Origin of the sequence: Shewanella sp. N2AIL (assembly GCF_022690845.1) — a bacterium.
GTDB lineage: Bacteria > Pseudomonadota > Gammaproteobacteria > Enterobacterales > Shewanellaceae > Shewanella > Shewanella baltica.
Window position 1 is genome coordinate 35,620 of sequence record NZ_JALBYT010000007.1, and the last position, 17,785, is coordinate 53,404.

Genomic DNA, 17,785 nt, shown 5'->3' on the forward strand with positions numbered 1-17,785 from the left:
CGTATGAATACCCTAGAAAAGGTTCAAAAAAGCCTCACCCATTTTAGTAAATCAGAACGCAAAGTTGCAGAGGTGATCTTAGCATCACCACAGACAGCTATACATTCTAGCATCGCCACACTGGCTAAGATGGCAGATGTCAGTGAACCTACTGTGAATCGTTTCTGCCGCCGCTTAGATACTAAAGGTTTCCCTGATTTTAAGTTACATCTAGCACAAAGTCTTGCGAACGGTACACCTTATGTGAGCCGCCACGTTGAAGAAGATGATTCGACTGAGTCTTACACGACAAAAATATTCGAATCTTCAATGGCTTCGCTCGATACCGCACGTCAAAGCCTAGACATTTCAGCCATTAATAAAGCCGTTGATATTCTCACTCAAGCTAAGACTATTTCCTTTTTTGGCCTAGGCGCATCCGCTTCAGTTGCCCATGACGCGCAAAATAAATTCTTCCGCTTTAATGTCCCTGTCATCTGTTTTGACGATGTTCTAATGCAACGCATGAGCTGTATTAACAGTAATGAGGGCGATGTGGTGGTATTGATTTCCCACACTGGCCGCACTAAGTCATTGATTGAAATAGCGCGTTTAGCGAGAGAAAATGGTGCAGCTGTGATTGGTATTACCGCCCGCAACTCGCCTTTGTCAATGGAATGTACACTGCCCGTGACAATGGAAGTGCCAGAAGATACTGACATGTATTTACCTATGGCCTCGCGTTTAGCCCAATTAGTCACTATAGATGTATTGGCAACGGGTTTTACCTTACGTAGAGGCCCACGTTTCCGCGATAATTTGAAACGAGTGAAAGAAGTGTTAAAAGAGTCTCGCATCAATAAAGATCCGATACTGTAACTCACTTCCTTTTCTAAAAATGGCTAGTGTTGATCCTTAACCTAGCCATTTATCGTGCAAATATCAGCGATACCTCACAATTTTCATACATAACTTTAGATCAATTTGATTGTAACTTTACTACAAAATTTGGAATTGCATGGTAATATAGTCCCAAGATTTTTTTTAACTTTAACGGAGTATCCTTATGTTCCGCAGAACCAAAATCGTCACCACTCTAGGTCCCGCTACCGATCGTGATGATAACCTACGCCGCATCATCGCGGCAGGTGCAAACGTTGTACGTCTTAATTTCTCCCACGGTTCCCCCGAAGATCATCTAAAACGAGCAACTCAAGCGCGCGAAATCGCTAAAGAGTTAGGCGTTCATGTGGCCATTCTTGGTGACTTACAAGGCCCTAAAATCCGCGTTTCTACTTTCAAAGACAATAAGAAAGTACAACTCGTATTAGGTCAAGCCTATGTACTTGATGCCGAGTTAGCCAAAGGTGAAGGCGACGAGACCCAAGTGGGTATCGATTACAAGCAATTGCCAGACGATGTGACTGTTGGTGATATCCTGATGTTAGATGATGGCCGTGTTCAATTACGCGTTGAGCGTGTTGAAGGCCGTAAAGTGCATACCACAGTGACTGTGGCAGGCCCTTTATCTAACAACAAAGGTATTAACAAACAAGGCGGCGGACTTTCTGCTGCTGCGCTGACCGAAAAAGACAAGGCTGACATTCTCACTGCAGCAATGATCCAAGTGGATTATTTAGCCGTGTCTTTCCCGCGCAGTGGTGCAGACTTGGACTATGCACGCGATCTTGCCCGTCAAGCAGGTTGTAATGCGTTGATCGTTGCTAAAGTTGAACGTGCTGAAGCGGTTGCGACCGATGCCGCGATGGATGATGTTATCTTAGCGTCTGACGTTGTTATGGTTGCCCGTGGTGACTTAGGTGTTGAAATTGGTGATGCTGCACTCGTTGCAGTGCAGAAGAAGTTAATCGCCCGTTCACGCCAACTGAATAAAGTCGTCATCACTGCCACCCAGATGATGGAATCGATGATTTCAAGCCCAATGCCAACCCGCGCCGAAGTGATGGACGTGGCGAACGCTGTGCTTGATGGTACCGATGCTGTGATGTTATCTGCTGAAACTGCTGCCGGTGACTTCCCAGAAGAAACCGTTAAGGCAATGGCAAACGTGTGTGTTGGCGCAGAATCTCACCCAAGTGTGATTGTGTCTAAGCATAGATTAGATGTGCGTTTCACTTCAGTTGAAGAAACCATTGCGCTATCAACTATGTATGCAGCAAACCACCTAGAAGGCGTTAAGGCGATTATCGCTCTGACTGAATCGGGTGCAACACCACAGTTGATGTCTCGTATCAGTTCTTCACTGCCAATCTTAGGTTTATCACGTCACGCAACAACCTTAGCCAAAATGGCCTTGTACCGCGGCGTCTTACCAATCTACTTCGATTCAACTATCCACCCAGCCGATGAGCTAGCGCAAAAAGCGTTAGAAGCATTAACAGCTGCAGGTTATTTGAACAGCGGTGATATGGTGCTGATGACCAAAGGCGATGCAATGGAAACGATTGGCGGCACTAACACCTGTAAAGTGTTGATCGTAGCTTAAGTTGCTTTAGCTTTAGCTTTATCTAACGACTAAAGCGCGTTAGAAAAAAGCCAATAAAAAACCACCTCATGAAGGTGGTTTTTTTATATCTGCAGTTATCTGTAAGTGCTGATTTCAGTTGGTGCTAATTTGTCGTTCTCTCATTGCTGAGGGAAATCTCAGCGGTCCTATCTCGCACAAGCGGAGTAATCATTGAACCTAATACCGCTTAGACCAGACCGCACTAACATTAAACGCTAACATCAAACACTAGCAATCACTATAACGCTTCGAAATCATTCACATTAATTGCCGCTAAGCGCAGCTTATCAGCATGCTGCAATTTCTGCTCTTCATCGGCAGTGATAACGCCTGTCTCGAGTGCTTTTGCAAACAAGACGAGATTAGGCACTTTGGCTGGCAGTTCACCGGCACGCTGCGCTTTCTTCAGCTTTTTATAAATATCTTTACAGGCATATTGCGCAACAAACGCTTGCTCAACTTCTGCAATACCGCCTTTATCTCCTTCAAATTCAGGACATAGGAAGGTAATACGGTCACGAGCAGGACCAGGCTTCAACATGCCGCCGACTAAATCGGTCGCCATTTTGTCGCTCGGCGCATTGAAGTGATTACCCAGCGGGAAGATTAAGCCGCGCAGTAACCATGCCACAGGACGGCTCGGGAAGTTACGGATCGTGTCTTCCAGTGCTTTAGCCGCTAAGTGCAAACGATTGGCCATTACGTAACGTACCGCGGGTAAATCGTCCTGTTGACGGCCATTGTCTTCAAACAACTTCAAGGTTGCTGAGCCTAAATACAACTGGCTGAGCACATCGCCCATACGCGCCGACAGCATTTCTTTGCGTTTTAAATCGCCGCCCATGATCAGCATGGATAAATCTGTCATTAAGGCTAATGCAGATGAAATACGCGACATATCTTTATAGTACTGCTTAGTTTCACCGCTCACTGGCGCACTGCCAAAACGGCTACCACTTAAGGCGCTAAACAACGCACTGAAAGCATTACGCGTGGCATAACCCATGTGGCCCATTAATAGCGCATCAAAACGCTCTAAGGCTTCATGTTGGTTTTCCATCGCAGCGGCTTCCATTTCGGCAAGCACGTAAGGATGGCAGCGAGTCGCACCTTGACCAAATATCATCAAGGAGCGGGTTAGAATGTTCGCACCTTCCACAGTGATCGAAATCGGATTCGACATATAAGGGTGGCCTAAATAGTTTTTAGGTCCTAATTGAATGCCCTTACCCGATTGAATATCCATGGCATCGTTCATCACAGAACGACCTAATTCAGTCATGTGGTACTTAGCAATCGCAGTCACAACCGAAGGTTTAACTTTAAGATCGATACCCGTAGTGGTTAAACGACGTGCGGCTTCTAACTGATAAGTGTTGGCAATAATACGCGCCAGCGCTTCTTGCACCCCTTCAAACTGGCCAATCGCCATACCAAACTGATGACGCACATAGCTGTAAGCCGTTGTGGTCTTCGTCGCCATGTGACCAGAAGCCGTTGCCAATGCAGGCAATGAAATACCGCGGCCCGCCGACAAACACTCAACCAGCATACGCCAGCCTTTACCAGCAAAATCAGGGCCACCGATAATCCAATCCAGCGGGATAAACACTTCTTTACCTTGGGTGGTACCGTTCATAAACGCCATACCTAGCGGATTATGACGACGACCAATAACTACTCCAGGATGATCCGTTGGGATCAGCGCACAGGTAATGCCTAAGTTTTTCTTATCGCCAAGCAGACCTTCAGGATCGCGCATTTGGAAGGCTAACCCCAGAACCGTCGCCACAGGCGCCAGCGTGATATAACGCTTATCCCAGGTGAGTTTTAGCCCGAGCATCTCTTCGCCATTGAAGGTATCACGGCACACAATACCCACATCCGGAATAGCGCCAGCATCACTGCCCGCTTCTGGACCGGTTAATGCAAAACAAGGAATTTCATCGCCTTTAGCTAAAGCAGGTAACCAACGTTCTTTCTGCTCACTCGTACCATAATGGGTCAACAACTCACCAGGGCCTAAAGAGTTCGGCACCATTACTGTAACAGCAGCGCTTACGCTGCGGCTGGCTAATTTGCTGACAATGGTAGAGTTAGCATAGGCAGAGAAAGCTTTACCACCGAATTTCTTCGGAATGATCAGGGCGAAGAAACCTTCTTTCTTGAAGTATTCCCACAACTCTGGCGGTAAATCTTTACGGTTATGCACTATGTCGAAATCATCGATCATCGTCAGTGCTGTCATCACTTGATTATCGATAAAGTCTTTTTCTTCAGCGCTCAGCGTCGGTTTACCGTAGCTGTGCAAGGTATTCCAGTTAGGATTTCCGCGGAATAACTCCCCTTCCCACCAGACATCACCGGCTTCCATCGCTTCGCGCTCGGTATCTGAAAGTGGCGGCAAGACCTTCTTGAAAAAACTAAAAACTGGGCGGGTAATAAACTGCATCCGGATATTTTTCACCGCAAACAACACGACAATGGCTATCAGGGCAAGAATTATAATCGTCAACATTATCAAGACCTTTTAATTAAGAAGAAACGGGGACTGATACGCCAGCCGCCATGTATGGGATCACTTTACGGATCACGGCTTCGATGTCGTTATGCTCACCAAACTCAGCAGCAGCGATATCGTTTAGGGCATCGGCGGACGCCATAGTGAATACGATAGTGCCTAAGGTAAAGTGTAAACGCCAAAACATTTCAGCGGGTGGAATATGTGGCGCACTGGCCGACACGGCTTTAACAAAAGCATCGAGATGCTGGCCGTAATGGGTAGTGATAAACCAACGTAAATGTCCTTGGCTTTCGATATAGCCACGGCCTAAAAGCTGCAGGAAGATCGTGGTGCCTTCGGTACGTAGCGCGTTTAAATCCAATAAAGGATCGACCAGCGAAGACAAGATCTCTTCGAGTGTTGCTTGTGCTGGCGCGGCATTTAAGCGATTAATTTGGTTTGAAGCCGCAGGCATAAACACGTCTAAATAACGCGCTAATACTGCACGGATCAGCTCTTTTTTAGAACCAAAGTGATAATTGACCGATGCTAAATTCACCTCAGCCTTACTGGTGATGAGTCGCAACGAGGTCTCAGAAAAGCCCCGTTCGGCGAACAGTTTTTCTGCGGCATCAAGTATTCTAGTTTTTGTATCGGATCGACTTGCCATTCCGTGACCTTGAATTAATTTAAAACACTCGTTTAAATTAAACATTGGCACCACGGATGTCAAACTAAAATTGGACAAACTCACCGCTTTCTAGCCTGCATACCCACTGCATGTCGAACATCTACGAATTAAGTGTGACTAACAAGCCCATTAACCCTTGTGCAATATCCCTTAGCTTTAGGTAAACTGTGTAACACAAAAACAACAAGGACAAGTAGACATGGTTATTTCATTGAATCGTCGCAGTAAAATCGCCCTCACAGTCGCCTTAGCGCTGGGATTAACGGCCTGTAATGATGCACAAAGCAAAACCGACAAGCCTGCTAGCACTGAAGCGGCTGTCATCAACACCGCCCCAGATAAAGCACAAGCCATTGCTTTTATTAACGATGCTGAAGCCAAAATGGCTGAATTATCGATTGAATCTAATCGCGCCGAGTGGATTTACAGCAACTTTATTACCGATGATACCGCGGCTCTGTCTGCCGCGGTCGGTGAAAAGGTCAGCGCAGCGTCGGTAAAATTTGCAACAGAGGCGGCTAAGTACGCTAATGTGCAGCTCGATCCCGTTAATGCCCGCAAACTCAATATATTACGCAGTGCGTTAGTATTGCCCGCCCCGCTCGATCCTGCGAAAAATGCCGAGCTTGCGCAAATTAGCTCAGAATTAAATGGCTTATACGGCAAAGGAAAATACTGTTTTGCCGATGGCAAGTGTATGACCCAGCCTGAGCTATCGAGCTTGATGGCCGAATCACGGGATCCCGCTACGTTGCTGGAAGCGTGGAAAGGCTGGCGTGAAATTGCCAAACCTATGCGTCCCTTGTTTCAACGTGAAGTGGAACTGGCCAATGAAGGCGCGAAGGATCTTGGTTATGCAAACCTGTCTGAGCTATGGCGTAGTCAATATGATATGAAACCCGATGATTTTTCACAGGAACTCGATCGTCTTTGGGGCCAAGTGAAACCCCTTTATGAATCATTGCACTGTTACGTGCGCGGTGAACTCAATAAAGAATACGGCGATACCGTTGCACCGACTACAGGACCTATCCCTGCACATTTACTCGGCAATATGTGGGCCCAGCAATGGGGAAATGTGTATGATTTAGTCGCCCCAGACAATGCCGACCCGGGTTACGATGTCACTGAGCTACTGGCAAAAAATGGCTATGACGAGCATAAAATGGTGAAACAAGCCGAAGGCTTCTTCACGTCTCTAGGATTTGCGCCATTGCCAGAAAGTTTTTGGGCACGTTCTCTATTTGTTCAGCCAAAGGATCGTGATGTGGTTTGCCACGCTTCGGCATGGGATCTCGATAATCTCGACGATATTCGCATAAAAATGTGTATCCAAAAGACCGCCGAAGATTTTAGCGTGATCCATCACGAACTTGGACATAACTTCTATCAACGCGCTTATAAGCAGCAACCATTCCTGTTTAAAAACAGCGCCAACGATGGTTTCCATGAAGCGATTGGTGACACGATTGCGCTGTCGATCACCCCAAGCTACTTAAAGCAGATTGGCTTATTAGATGAAGTGCCTGATGCCTCTAAGGACATTGGCCTCTTACTGAAGCAAGCTTTAGATAAAATTGCCTTCTTGCCCTTTGGTCTGATGATAGATCAGTGGCGCTGGAAAGTGTTTAGTGGTGAAATCACGCCTGCCCAATATAACCAAGCATGGTGGGATCTCAGGGAAAAATACCAAGGCGTAAAAGCACCGACGAAGCGCAGCGAAGCTGACTTTGATCCAGGCGCTAAATACCATGTGCCAGGTAATGTGCCTTACACCCGCTACTTCCTCGCGCATATTCTGCAATTCCAGTTCCATCAAGCGCTATGTGAAACTGCGGGCGATAAAGGTCCGGTTCATAGATGCAGTATTTATGGCAATCAAGCTGCGGGAGAGAAACTCAATAAGATGCTCGAGTTAGGCTTAAGTAAGCCATGGCCTGAAGCATTGAAAGAAGTCACCGGCAAAGAAACCATGGATGCCAAAGCTGTGCTCGATTACTTCGCACCGCTTAAAACATGGTTGGATGATCAAAATACCGCCGCAAATCGCCAATGTGGTTGGTAATGACGCGTTAAGTCATCGCCAAATTGCATAAAGCAAAATGCCCAACGAGATTGGGCATTTTTATTCCTGCTTGTTATTCAATACTTTTTATCAAATACTGGGCCTGTTTTGGTCTAACGCCAGCCCATGCCTTTACGATTGGCTTCACGGTTCTCAAGCTTGAGCTGTTCAGACTTAGTTAACATCACATACAGCGCCCCAGTGCCGCCCTGCTCAGTTTTCGCCGAATGATAGGCCAGCACCATATCCAGTTGTGATAACCAACAACACACAGCGGATTTGAGTAATCCCGCAAAGGGTTGGCTCTGATAACCTTTACCGTGGATCAACATCACACACCGCTCACCGTGCGCCTGCGCTGCCAGTAAGTAGTTGAGTACGGCCTCGCGAGCTTGATTAAGCCGATAGGCATGCACATCGAGCTCCATCTTGATACTGTATTGCCCCATGCGTAACCGCTTGAAAACGCCGCCTTGTACCCCTTCACGTTTAAAGCTGACAATCTCATCCGGCGCTTGCTGCACAAACGCTTTCAAATCCAGTGGCATACACGTTAAATAAGCTTCCCTTTGTAAGGCATCGCGTCTGTGGATTTGCTCTGCCGTTAACGCTTTGGGCGCGAAACTCACCGCAGGCATCTCGCCTTTTAGTGGTACAACTCCAGCCATTTCCTCAAAAAACAGTGCTGATTCATCATCCAGCATGGCAAGCTCCTTTACTTCACACTCTTGTACAGAAACACACTTTGTAATCATTCAAGGCTTTAGTTCAGCGGGCGGCTCCATTATAGTGACGCCATGATTGCCAGATTAGAATAAAGTAATGAAATTTTTGCCGCTAGTCCTGATGTGCCTATTGTCGCTGCCAAGCTTAGCCAATCCAGCTAAAACGCTTACAAAATCCACCGATGATCAATTGATCAACGCTAATTATCCTCTATTTATTAGCGCTTTTAATCAATTGTCCCCTGAAGTGACTCGTGAGATTTATGCCGATGACGCTAGCTACTTGTCAGAGAGTCAAAGTAAAGAAATTTACTATGGCCGAGATAATATCGTCGCGATTTACCAAAAGTTTTTCGATAAAATCCGCGCGAAGAAAGCCACTATCGACGTCGATTTTCGCATCACCAAGCGTAAAATTATCGGCGATGGTGCCATAGATACAGGCTATTATTTGGTTCGATTTTACCCAGCAAAAGAAACGGGCGAACCTGTGAGTGAATTTGCAGGCAAATTTGCCATTGGTACAGAAAAAGTGTCCGCGACCCAATGGAAAGTGAGCTTAGACACCAATAATCGTGCAGAACCTAGCTATTACCTGAATGCGAAACCTGTGCCTAACTTGTATTATGGTCGCCAGTTCCCGCCTTTACCTGCGGGTAAGAAATTACCCTAAGTTTTGTGCTGACGATATTTAACGCATTCAGATACATGCTTAATGCATTAAAATGAAAGTATAATGCGTTAGAATAAAATCCTAATTTATTGAAACAAATCATCATTTAATCGATACCGCAAAGAAAACATGATTACAACTGAACAAAGCTGCCCCTGTGGCAGTGGCAAACGATATCAAGATTGCTGCAATCCACTGCATATTCATGTCGATTCTGGGCAAGTCGTTGCGCGCACGCCCGAGCAACTCATGCGCTCACGTTACTGCGCATTTGTGTTGAAAAATTTTGATTACATTTTGAAAACACATCATCCCGAGTACCTAAACGGCCTCACCCTAGCGAGTCTTAATACTGGCCCTCACCCGCATTGGCTAGGACTAGAAGTACTCAGCAGCAGTGAATCCCCCGCCTACAGCTCACAAGCTGCGAGTCAAGCAATCGCGGAGCCAAGACATGGCACAGTGACATTTAAGGCTTGGTACAAACTCGAAGGTGAAATTGATGCTATCTATGAGCGTTCAGAATTTATCTATCAAACGGGTCGCTGGTATTACAGCCAAGGCCAGCAAATGACAGCCAAGTTACCCGGCAGAAATGATGCTTGCGTTTGCCATAGCGGTAAAAAATTCAAACAATGCTGCTTAAAGTCTCTCTGAGTTAAAATCATAAGCTGTTGCTATGAGCATGCGGCGCAAAATTGTGCTGAAGGATTACAGTGATGGTTTTTAGCGCTGATTGAACAAGCATAGAGATTAAAAAATAAAGACAGGCTAGGTTTATGCTCTAGATGTGTAGGTTAGATGTGTATGCTAGATGCGTAATCTAAGTTAGCAATCTTGCCTGCCCTTACTTTAATCGAAAGTTATCAAGAGTCATCGCGAGTTATCGAAAACAACGGTTTAAAAGCTGCTCACACCTGCTTAGTGGGTCAAAACTGAAGGGCTTTTGGCCGACAAGATAAATTGTGCAAACTCAGGCTCCCGCAATGCAGGACTGTAGAGATAACCCTGCGCCTGATGACAAAAGCTTTTCGCTAAAAAGGCTTCTTGCTCAAGGGTTTCTACCCCTTCTGCCGTCAAGGAGATATTCAAAGCACTCGCCATGGCGATAATGGCTGAGACAATTTCGCGGCTTTCGCGACTCACAGTGAGATCTGAAATAAACGACCGATCTATTTTGATTTTACTGATCGGGAACTGCTTCAAATACCGCATAGAGCTGTAACCCGTACCAAAATCGTCAATCGCGAGCCCCACGCCTAATTCAGCCAATTCTTGGCATAACAAGGTCGCATGGCGAATGTCGCCCATCAACTCAGTCTCAGTGATCTCTAAAATTAACGTCTTAGGTTTCAATCGATAACGAGTTAATAGCTGCCACACCTGCTCGAATAAATTGCCACTGAAAAACTGACGGGCCGACACATTCACGTGCATTGTCATGTCCGCGTTATGGTGTTGCCACAGGTTCAACTGGCGACATGCGGCCTCTAACACCCAGCTGCCGATGGAATTAATCATCCCCGATTGCTCGGCAATGTCGATAAAAGATGCGGGAAATAACACGCCTCTTTTAGGGTGATGCCAACGGATTAAAGCTTCAGCGCCAATATAGGTATTCTGCTCCAAATCCCTCAGTGGCTGATAATAAAGCTCAAACTGACGACCACGGATGGCACTGTGTAAATCGCGCTCTATCTGTGCATCTTCTTTAAAAGCACTCAATAAAGTGCTGTTAAACACTTGGATTGCTGTGCCTTTTTTCTTTTTAGCATACTGAACAGCAATATCGGCACAGGTTAACGGCGCAAACAAACTCGCCACCGAGGCGATATCCACCACAGCTAAGGCAGGCTTGGGCTCGACTTGTTCGCGACCGATTAAGATAGGCATAGCCAGATGCTGATACAGACGCGTACTAAAATAATCGAGATCGTATACTGCGTTATCATCAGTCAGCAGCACGGCAAATTCATCGCTGCCGACACGGGCAATTTCGGTGGCTTTATTGATCTCGGAGAAATGTTTCAAACGGCGGGCGATTTCAATCAATAAGCTATCGCCATTCTCATGCCCATAGGTATCGTTAAACCGCTTAAATCCAACCAGATCGACTAATAACAACAGTCCCTTATTGGTACGTTCAAGCACTCGATTAAAGTGGGTGCGGTTATGTAGCCCCGTTAATCCACAGCGCCAAGCGAGGCGTTCAAGCTCTGATTTGTAGTTATGCTCATCGGTATTTTCTTCACACGAGACCAAGGCATAATGATTGCCGCGATCGGTAATGAATTGACTCAGCACGTATGTCAGCCAATAGCGGCTGCCATCGGCACGACTAAACTGCGCTTCGCCTTTGGCAATTTCGCCCCTAAAAATCTGCGCTAGGGTTTGCTCGGCTAATTGGGCATGCTGCTTAAAAAAAGCCAATTCACGGATATTCGCGCCGATTATCTGCTCACGGGGGATGCCAGTGATTTCACTGTGCGCCTGATTCACATACTCGACTTTTTCAGTATGCAAATTAATGAGCATGCTGATCTGCCGAGATTGCTCAGTCGCGCAGCGAAACAAGCTCAGGCTTTCTTCTTTGTCGTAGCTGTGTTTCGTCGCTAAGGTCAGGGCTAATTGGTCGGCCATCTGGCACGCGAGGTGGATTTCGCTGTCGTGCCAATGGGGAGTGAACTGCGCCCGCTCGATGCAGAGCACACCTTCCAGACGACCATTGATGCGAATGGCGATGTCGAGACTCGAATTGATGTGCCGCGGGATAAAATAGCACTCTGCCAATTCACTTAAACGGGGATCGGTCAGCGTATTGCCAGCATCGATATGGCGCAGGGTTTTAAGCTCGTGCACATAACGGGGACAAGCTTGTAATAGTTTAGGCCTATGAATGTCTTGCAACATCATAGAACCAAATTGTGCAACGAGTGTTTGGGTTTGTTGATCAGCTGAAAACGTCCACACTGACACCAAAGAAACCGTTAAATTCTGGCACAACAACTCTGTGGCTAACTCTGCTGTCTTGGTGAAATCGCCCTGCTGTTTTGCAGTCGACTGAACCAAAGACTCCAATAAATGCTGATGCTGACGTCGCTTCACGCTGATTCCCTACAAAACTTCGTGTTGGGCTAAAGGTCTTTACTACGCGCAAACGTAGCTTGAAATGTGCAATTAAGCTGATTGAATTATTCTTATTTGGAGGCAGATTACACTATCTATTGTAAGTGCAGCAACATGTGGCACAATTTATTACAACTCAGTTAACAACTGCAGCATTTTTAGACAGTTAAAACGATTAAGCTCGAACTCTATTTGCTAAAATCTATCCGCTAAAAGTGCTGCACAAAAACTTATAAACCGTTTTCCAATTGGAAAATCATTTTCTCGGCGCTCACACCAAAGGTCAGCAGTAAATCGATACCCGCCGCCGTGGTCACAAACTCAGTTTGTACTTCAGCAAAACGAGCTTGGGCACGGCTCGCCATACTTTCTGCATCTGTTTGCGCGCTATCGCCAACAAAGTTCAAGGTAAGTAAGGTATCGTGTTCATCAATGACGGCGCCGATATCGACAAAACTGCCACAATCGGTGCAAGTGTCATTTACGGTCGGACTCTGTGCTTCTATTATGCCTTTCATCTGTATTCCTTATTTATAAAGCGACTGATTAACGGCATCACTAAACTATGCTCGCTAATTTATTTGCGCGGTAAGTGGCTAACTCGATAGGTTAATCAGAATTATAGGTAATTAAGCCTCAAGATAACTGGCTTTAGCTCACGCTTATTTACTGAAATGGCGCAGATTGACGCTATTGGTATTGAAGAGGACTTGCTGGAAATGGGTAACTAGGCAGAAGCAAGCAGAGGCACCAGATTACGTTGGATTGCCAATTGATCGGCAAAATGCATGATTTCGACCTTAGGCGCGCTGAGTTGGCCCCGCTGCCTAAGCTGGGTGACATGATCACAGTTACTCAGGGCCTCGGCCATTGCTACGCTCTCACCGCCTCGGATCACTAAGGCTTCCGGTCGCAGTGCCTGCTGTAATTGAAATGCCCGCGGACCTTGAGCCATAAAAATACTGCTGTTATCGACTACAGGTTCGGCAGAAGATAAATCCGCCATTAAGCTTTGCTGCGGTGGTAATTCGAACTGACGCTGTAATTTTTGCGCCATATCAAGCTCGTTTTGCCATTGAAATTGCGCCATGTCCCGTGCGTCAACCGACAGTAACGACAGCAACAGGGCGAATTCGCCCCGTCTGTCGTTTTCTATCGCCGCGTTTAAGCGGGTGCCAATTTGGGCTTCGTTGACTAAAGGAACATCAATTTGCATAAAAAAACATCGTCAAAACAATTCGTTGTTAGTTAATCGACCATTTGATGCATAACTTTAGGAAAATTTTTAAATTGGGTATTTACATGCAAAAGGTTTCTGACTACTATGGCGGCCGCAATTGAGGAGGGGTTCCCGAGTGGCCAAAGGGATCAGACTGTAAATCTGACGGCTCAGCCTTCGAAGGTTCGAATCCTTCTCCCTCCACCATTTGCACTGCAAGTTTTATGTGTTGTTCGAAAATGATGTAGAGTTTTACAAAAGCGTTAAAGGTATTCGTGGAGGGGTTCCCGAGTGGCCAAAGGGATCAGACTGTAAATCTGACGGCTCAGCCTTCGAAGGTTCGAATCCTTCTCCCTCCACCATCTTTATCTCTAACGCAGATAATCATTTTCAAGTACCAAACATGGCCAATGTTTGGTTGAGTTATAAAAGTAAAGAAAGTTTGTGGAGGGGTTCCCGAGTGGCCAAAGGGATCAGACTGTAAATCTGACGGCTCAGCCTTCGAAGGTTCGAATCCTTCTCCCTCCACCATTTCTTTCATTGTCTATACCGCTCTTGTTCAACTTCCGTTTTGTCTATTCCAGTTTTATCTGCCATAGCTTCATCTATTCATTTTATTCTAATTACATTCTTTGTATTAAACTGCACTTCTATTTGAAGCCATCTTTTTAGTTCGCGATATTTGTCTTTAACATCAATCACGCCTAGCTCTACTTCAAGCTAATGATCCCAAACGAGTAACGCCAAGCAGATCCAATAAAACCGCTTTACCCGTCCCTGTGATATGCTCTAAAAATGATCCCTTTCGAAGTGACTATGATGATATCTAACACAATTCAACCGCCAGTTGACTCACACAGCGCTCACAGACTCTGCCCAACGTGGGAAGCCCATGCGATAGGCAAGATTGAAGCGGATTTTCAGCGCAGCGCCGATACCCATTTGATTAAGCTTGAATTACCTATGCTCGATGGCATAGATATTTATCTTAAAGATGAAAGTACCCACCCGACAGGCAGCTTAAAGCATCGCCTCGCCCGCTCACTCTTCCTCTATGCCCTGTGTAACGGCTGGATTAAACAAGGCACGCCGATTATCGAATCCTCATCGGGCAGCACGGCGATTTCTGAAGCCTATTTTGCCCGCTTACTCGGTTTACCTTTTATTGCCGTGATGCCCAAAAGCACGGCTAAAAAGAAGATTGAGCAGATCACTTTCTATGGCGGCCAATTTCATTTTGTCGACCATTCCAGTGAGATTTATGCCGAATCGGCACGCCTCGCCGCAGAGCTTGGCGGCCATTACATGGATCAATTCACCTACGCCGAGCGCGCGACCGACTGGCGCGGCAATAATAATATCGCCAATTCGATTTTCAATCAGATGGAGCGCGAGCCACATACTATCCCGCGTTGGATAGTGATTAGTCCGGGTACAGGCGGCACATCGGCGACCATAGGCCGTTACATTCGCTATCAAAGGTTGGCGACCCAGCTTTGTGTAGTCGATCCGCAAAACTCGGTGTTTTTTGATTTTTATCAGAGCGGCGATGCCAGCTTAACCTGTTGCAATGGCAGTAAGATTGAAGGCATAGGTCGACCAAGAGTTGAGCCATCGTTTATTCCTGGCGTTGTCGATACTATGCTGCAAATCCCCGACGCAGCATCAGTGGCGACAATTCATTGGTTAGAACAACTGATTGGCCGTAAAACCGGCGCATCGACGGGCACGAACCTTTACGGTGCATTGCAACTTGCCGTACAAATGCAAGCGCGCGGAGAGCAAGGCTCAATCGTGACCCTAATTTGTGATTCGGGTGAACGTTACCTCGATACCTATTACGATGCTGATTGGATTGCAGCTAACGTCGGTGATATTACACCCTATCAGCGCCAACTTGCGGCATTTAATCATTTTGGTCAGCTAAGCGAGCTTGATTAAGCCCTTATGACTAAGCGCCTTTAATAATTGCGCTTATTAACCGATTCGATTAAATACCTTGCTTTGAGTCGATGGCATTTAAGTCCACCGCTAAACGTCAGCCATAAAAAACGCCCCACAGTTGTGAGGCGTTTTTTATCGTTGGTAGAGTAACCCAAGAGCATTAATCAATATTCAAATACTTATGGGTTTGGATCGATAAACGCCAATTACGGGCAATACATACCTTCATCGCCAGTTCAGTCGCTCTGGGCTTTTGACTAATCGGCTGCAGGCAAATCGTTTTCGTGGAAATATCGATGCCTTGCAGTAACTCATCCAATTCAGCAATGTGATTTTCAGTGGCGATAGGATGCTTGATCTCATTGGCACGGTTCAGCGCCTGCGCTAATACCTTATAGCCACCTTTCATGTTCACCTTGGGCGATACCGTCACCCAAGTGTCATCGGCACAATTGATGTCGAAGGTGCCACTTGTTTCGATTTGGGTAGCAAAGCCTTGACTATGCAAGGTTTCAGTTAATTCGCGTAAATCGTACATACAAGGCTCGCCGCCGGTGATCACTATATGGCGCGCAGTAAAACCTTTAGCATGAAAAGCTGCGATAAGACTTTGCGCCGTATGATCTGCCCAGCGACCAATAGTACCGTCTACGGTAATGACTTGCTCTGGCGTCACTTTATTCGCTTCAAGCACATCCCATGTCTGTTTAGTATCGCACCAAGCGCATCCCACGGGACAACCTTGCAGGCGGACAAATATGGCGGGCACTCCGGTAAAGACACCTTCACCTTGAATGGTTTCAAATACTTCGTTGACTGGGTAGTTCATGCTGGCGTTCCACTTTTCTGGGGCGGCATTTATAGTGGATTTTAGCTTGAGCTGCAAGTTTTTGCGCCGAGAGAGCCTATTTGATCTAGATCGCCAGAGTTTGCAACGCCTATGGCCTGAGTTACACTAACGGCCTATTTATGCGTGTTCTACGGTTAAGTGAAATCTTTTATGTCAACGAGCTTAGTGTCAAAACCCTTAGCGTCCAAAGCAGTGGTAGTATTCAGTGGCGGACAAGATTCGACAACCTGTCTTATCCAAGCCCTAACCCAGTACGATGAAGTACACGGGATCACCTTTGACTACGGTCAACGTCATCGCGAAGAAATTGAAGTCGCCAAATCCTTAGCCAAACGCTTGAAGATCACTAGCCATAAAGTCATGGATGTCACCTTACTCAATGAGTTAGCGATATCTGCACTTACCCGTGATGCGATTCCCGTTTCACATGAGCTAATGGAAAATGGGCTGCCGAATACTTTTGTGCCTGGACGTAATATTCTGTTTTTAACGCTTGCGGGCATTTATGCCTATCAATTAGGCGCTGAAGCGATTATCACAGGCGTGTGTGAAACCGATTTTTCTGGTTACCCAGATTGTCGCAACGATTTTGTTAAAGCGATGGAATCTGCCTTAGTTCAAGGCATGGATAAACAACTTAAGATCATCACGCCCTTAATGTGGCTCAATAAGGCACAAACCTGGGCGCTGGCGGATAAATACCAGCAACTCGATCTGGTTCGCCACCACACCCTCACTTGCTATAACGGCATCATTGGCGATGGTTGTGGCGATTGCCCGGCTTGTCATCTGCGTAAACGGGGTCTGGACGACTATCTGCAAGATAAAACCGCAGTCATGGCTTCACTCGACGCTAGCGAGCCTAATGCATGACACGCAGTCCCTATTGGGTCGCGCTGGTGGTGAGTCTGATATGTGCGGGTTTGTATGTCGCAGGCTTAGCCAGTCCTGCTGTCGACAACCTACTCGCCTATCGCCGCAGTGCTATTGCTGATGGTGAATGGTGGCGCTTAATCAGCGGTAATTTACTTCACACGAATCAGTGGCACCTGTTGATGAATCTTGCGGGTCTGTGGGTTGTGCTGTTTTTGCATCATTTCCACTACCATCTCAAAGGCTTAAGCGCGCTATTTCTTGTGTTATGTCTACTCGAAGGTATAGGTTTATATTTAGGCTACCCGCAATTGCTCGGTTATGTCGGCTTAAGCGGTATGTTGCACGGCCTATTCGCCTACGGCGCGGTGCAGGATATTATCCGCAAGCTACGTTCAGGCTATCTGCTGTTACTTGGTGTTATCATTAAAGTCGGCAACGAACAGCTTTATGGCGCCAGCAATGATGTCACCGCCATGATAGGCGCGCGCGTGGCAACTGAGGCGCATTTGGTTGGCTTAATCTGTGGGCTGATTTGTGCTTTAGCGGTTTTCATCACGCTAAAGTTTCGCCACGTAAAAGCCTCTGCTTAATTCACTGACAGACATTA

The 17,785-nt window shown here is 46.5% G+C and carries 15 protein-coding genes and 3 tRNA genes; 11 read left to right on the forward strand and 7 right to left on the reverse strand.

Translation table 11 applies throughout. The features are described 5' to 3' along the window. Positions 1-3 precede the first annotated feature (3 nt). Together MO387_RS06175 and pyk are read left to right on the forward strand one after the other, a co-directional pair. On the forward strand, positions 4-858 hold the full coding sequence (locus MO387_RS06175; protein WP_006081563.1) for a MurR/RpiR family transcriptional regulator: 855 nt from the start codon (positions 4-6) through the stop codon (positions 856-858). A 187-nt stretch (positions 859-1,045) separates the two neighbouring features. Then, positions 1,046-2,485: a pyruvate kinase gene (pyk, locus tag MO387_RS06180; RefSeq protein WP_105252459.1), complete on the forward strand. Its 1,440-nt coding sequence runs from the start codon at positions 1,046-1,048 to the stop codon at positions 2,483-2,485. Between the two features lie 259 nt (positions 2,486-2,744). Here the strand turns inward: pyk and MO387_RS06185 are convergent, their stop codons facing one another. Together MO387_RS06185 and MO387_RS06190 are read right to left on the reverse strand one after the other, a co-directional pair. Then, positions 2,745-5,024: an acyl-CoA dehydrogenase gene (locus tag MO387_RS06185; protein ID WP_242326143.1), complete on the reverse strand. Its 2,280-nt coding sequence runs from the start codon at positions 5,022-5,024 to the stop codon at positions 2,745-2,747. A gap of 16 nt (positions 5,025-5,040) precedes the next feature. Continuing rightward, positions 5,041-5,679, reverse strand: coding sequence for a TetR/AcrR family transcriptional regulator (locus MO387_RS06190; RefSeq protein ID WP_006081559.1), 639 nt, complete (start codon positions 5,677-5,679; stop codon positions 5,041-5,043). A gap of 220 nt (positions 5,680-5,899) precedes the next feature. Here MO387_RS06190 and MO387_RS06195 point away from each other — a divergent pair, with 220 nt between their 5' ends. Beyond that, positions 5,900-7,765 carry a M2 family metallopeptidase gene (locus MO387_RS06195; protein ID WP_242326145.1) on the forward strand — a complete coding sequence of 622 codons (1,866 nt, stop codon included), beginning with the start codon at positions 5,900-5,902 and terminating at the stop codon, positions 7,763-7,765. A gap of 113 nt (positions 7,766-7,878) precedes the next feature. Here MO387_RS06195 and smrA read toward each other — a convergent pair whose 3' ends face one another. Next, entirely contained in the window at positions 7,879-8,469 is a 591-nt protein-coding gene (gene smrA / locus MO387_RS06200) for a DNA endonuclease SmrA (RefSeq protein ID WP_107947465.1), read from the reverse strand. A gap of 118 nt (positions 8,470-8,587) precedes the next feature. Here smrA and MO387_RS06205 point away from each other — a divergent pair, with 118 nt between their 5' ends. Further along, positions 8,588-9,163, forward strand: a complete 576-nt coding sequence (locus tag MO387_RS06205; protein ID WP_063884404.1) for a nuclear transport factor 2 family protein — start codon at positions 8,588-8,590, stop codon at positions 9,161-9,163. 129 nt (positions 9,164-9,292) lie between these two features. Then, complete coding sequence (locus MO387_RS06210; protein ID WP_107947463.1) at positions 9,293-9,820, forward strand: YchJ family protein; 528 nt, start codon at positions 9,293-9,295, stop codon at positions 9,818-9,820. 264 nt (positions 9,821-10,084) lie between these two features. On the opposite strand, the gene MO387_RS06215 is transcribed toward MO387_RS06210, so the two are convergent. The 3 genes from MO387_RS06215 to MO387_RS06225 all read right to left on the reverse strand — a co-directional run bounded on the left by MO387_RS06215 (position 10,085) and on the right by MO387_RS06225 (position 13,505). Beyond that, the gene (locus tag MO387_RS06215) at positions 10,085-12,268 is read right to left on the reverse strand and encodes an EAL domain-containing protein (protein WP_107947461.1); all 2,184 of its coding nucleotides are present in this window, start codon (positions 12,266-12,268) and stop codon (positions 10,085-10,087) included. Positions 12,269-12,519: 251 nt separating this feature from the next. After that, positions 12,520-12,807, reverse strand: a complete 288-nt coding sequence (locus MO387_RS06220; protein ID WP_063884401.1) for a DUF406 family protein — start codon at positions 12,805-12,807, stop codon at positions 12,520-12,522. A gap of 209 nt (positions 12,808-13,016) precedes the next feature. Continuing rightward, entirely contained in the window at positions 13,017-13,505 is a 489-nt protein-coding gene (locus MO387_RS06225; RefSeq protein WP_006081552.1) for a VC2046/SO_2500 family protein, read from the reverse strand. A gap of 125 nt (positions 13,506-13,630) precedes the next feature. Between MO387_RS06225 and MO387_RS06230 the strand changes: the two genes are divergently transcribed. From MO387_RS06230 to MO387_RS06245, 4 genes are all read left to right on the forward strand, one after another. Then, positions 13,631-13,715: transfer RNA gene (locus MO387_RS06230), tRNA-Tyr, on the forward strand. A 70-nt stretch (positions 13,716-13,785) separates the two neighbouring features. Then, positions 13,786-13,870 (forward strand) — tRNA-Tyr (locus MO387_RS06235). 84 nt (positions 13,871-13,954) lie between these two features. Continuing rightward, positions 13,955-14,039 (forward strand) — tRNA-Tyr (locus MO387_RS06240). A gap of 264 nt (positions 14,040-14,303) precedes the next feature. Then, positions 14,304-15,449: a PLP-dependent cysteine synthase family protein gene (locus tag MO387_RS06245; RefSeq protein WP_107947459.1), complete on the forward strand. Its 1,146-nt coding sequence runs from the start codon at positions 14,304-14,306 to the stop codon at positions 15,447-15,449. A gap of 163 nt (positions 15,450-15,612) precedes the next feature. Here the strand turns inward: MO387_RS06245 and queE are convergent, their stop codons facing one another. Next, complete coding sequence (gene queE / locus MO387_RS06250; RefSeq protein ID WP_107947457.1) at positions 15,613-16,281, reverse strand: 7-carboxy-7-deazaguanine synthase QueE; 669 nt, start codon at positions 16,279-16,281, stop codon at positions 15,613-15,615. A 171-nt stretch (positions 16,282-16,452) separates the two neighbouring features. On the opposite strand from queE, the gene queC reads away from it, so the two are divergent. Together queC and rrtA are read left to right on the forward strand one after the other, a co-directional pair. Then, positions 16,453-17,175, forward strand: a complete 723-nt coding sequence (gene queC / locus MO387_RS06255; protein WP_107947455.1) for a 7-cyano-7-deazaguanine synthase QueC — start codon at positions 16,453-16,455, stop codon at positions 17,173-17,175. Further along, positions 17,172-17,768, forward strand: a complete 597-nt coding sequence (gene rrtA / locus MO387_RS06260; protein WP_107947452.1) for a rhombosortase — start codon at positions 17,172-17,174, stop codon at positions 17,766-17,768. The genes queC and rrtA overlap by 4 nt, the downstream gene beginning before the upstream one ends. Positions 17,769-17,785: the final 17 nt, after the last annotated feature.

What these genes read in the sequence shown, in the direction of transcription:
- MO387_RS06185 (WP_242326143.1), bottom strand. Translation starts at nt 5,024, where the DNA reads ATGTTGACGATTATAATTCTTGCCCTGATAGCCATTGTCGTGTTGTTT.
- MO387_RS06245 (WP_107947459.1), top strand. Translation starts at nt 14,304, where the DNA reads ATGATCCCTTTCGAAGTGACTATGATGATATCTAACACAATTCAACCG.
- MO387_RS06195 (WP_242326145.1), top strand. Translation starts at nt 5,900, where the DNA reads ATGGTTATTTCATTGAATCGTCGCAGTAAAATCGCCCTCACAGTCGCC.
- pyk (WP_105252459.1), top strand. Translation starts at nt 1,046, where the DNA reads ATGTTCCGCAGAACCAAAATCGTCACCACTCTAGGTCCCGCTACCGAT.
- rrtA (WP_107947452.1), top strand. Translation starts at nt 17,172, where the DNA reads ATGACACGCAGTCCCTATTGGGTCGCGCTGGTGGTGAGTCTGATATGT.
- MO387_RS06210 (WP_107947463.1), top strand. Translation starts at nt 9,293, where the DNA reads ATGATTACAACTGAACAAAGCTGCCCCTGTGGCAGTGGCAAACGATAT.
- queE (WP_107947457.1), bottom strand. Translation starts at nt 16,281, where the DNA reads ATGAACTACCCAGTCAACGAAGTATTTGAAACCATTCAAGGTGAAGGT.
- MO387_RS06205 (WP_063884404.1), top strand. Translation starts at nt 8,588, where the DNA reads ATGAAATTTTTGCCGCTAGTCCTGATGTGCCTATTGTCGCTGCCAAGC.
- MO387_RS06220 (WP_063884401.1), bottom strand. Translation starts at nt 12,807, where the DNA reads ATGAAAGGCATAATAGAAGCACAGAGTCCGACCGTAAATGACACTTGC.
- queC (WP_107947455.1), top strand. Translation starts at nt 16,453, where the DNA reads ATGTCAACGAGCTTAGTGTCAAAACCCTTAGCGTCCAAAGCAGTGGTA.
- smrA (WP_107947465.1), bottom strand. Translation starts at nt 8,469, where the DNA reads ATGCTGGATGATGAATCAGCACTGTTTTTTGAGGAAATGGCTGGAGTT.
- MO387_RS06175 (WP_006081563.1), top strand. Translation starts at nt 4, where the DNA reads ATGAATACCCTAGAAAAGGTTCAAAAAAGCCTCACCCATTTTAGTAAA.
- MO387_RS06190 (WP_006081559.1), bottom strand. Translation starts at nt 5,679, where the DNA reads ATGGCAAGTCGATCCGATACAAAAACTAGAATACTTGATGCCGCAGAA.
- MO387_RS06225 (WP_006081552.1), bottom strand. Translation starts at nt 13,505, where the DNA reads ATGCAAATTGATGTTCCTTTAGTCAACGAAGCCCAAATTGGCACCCGC.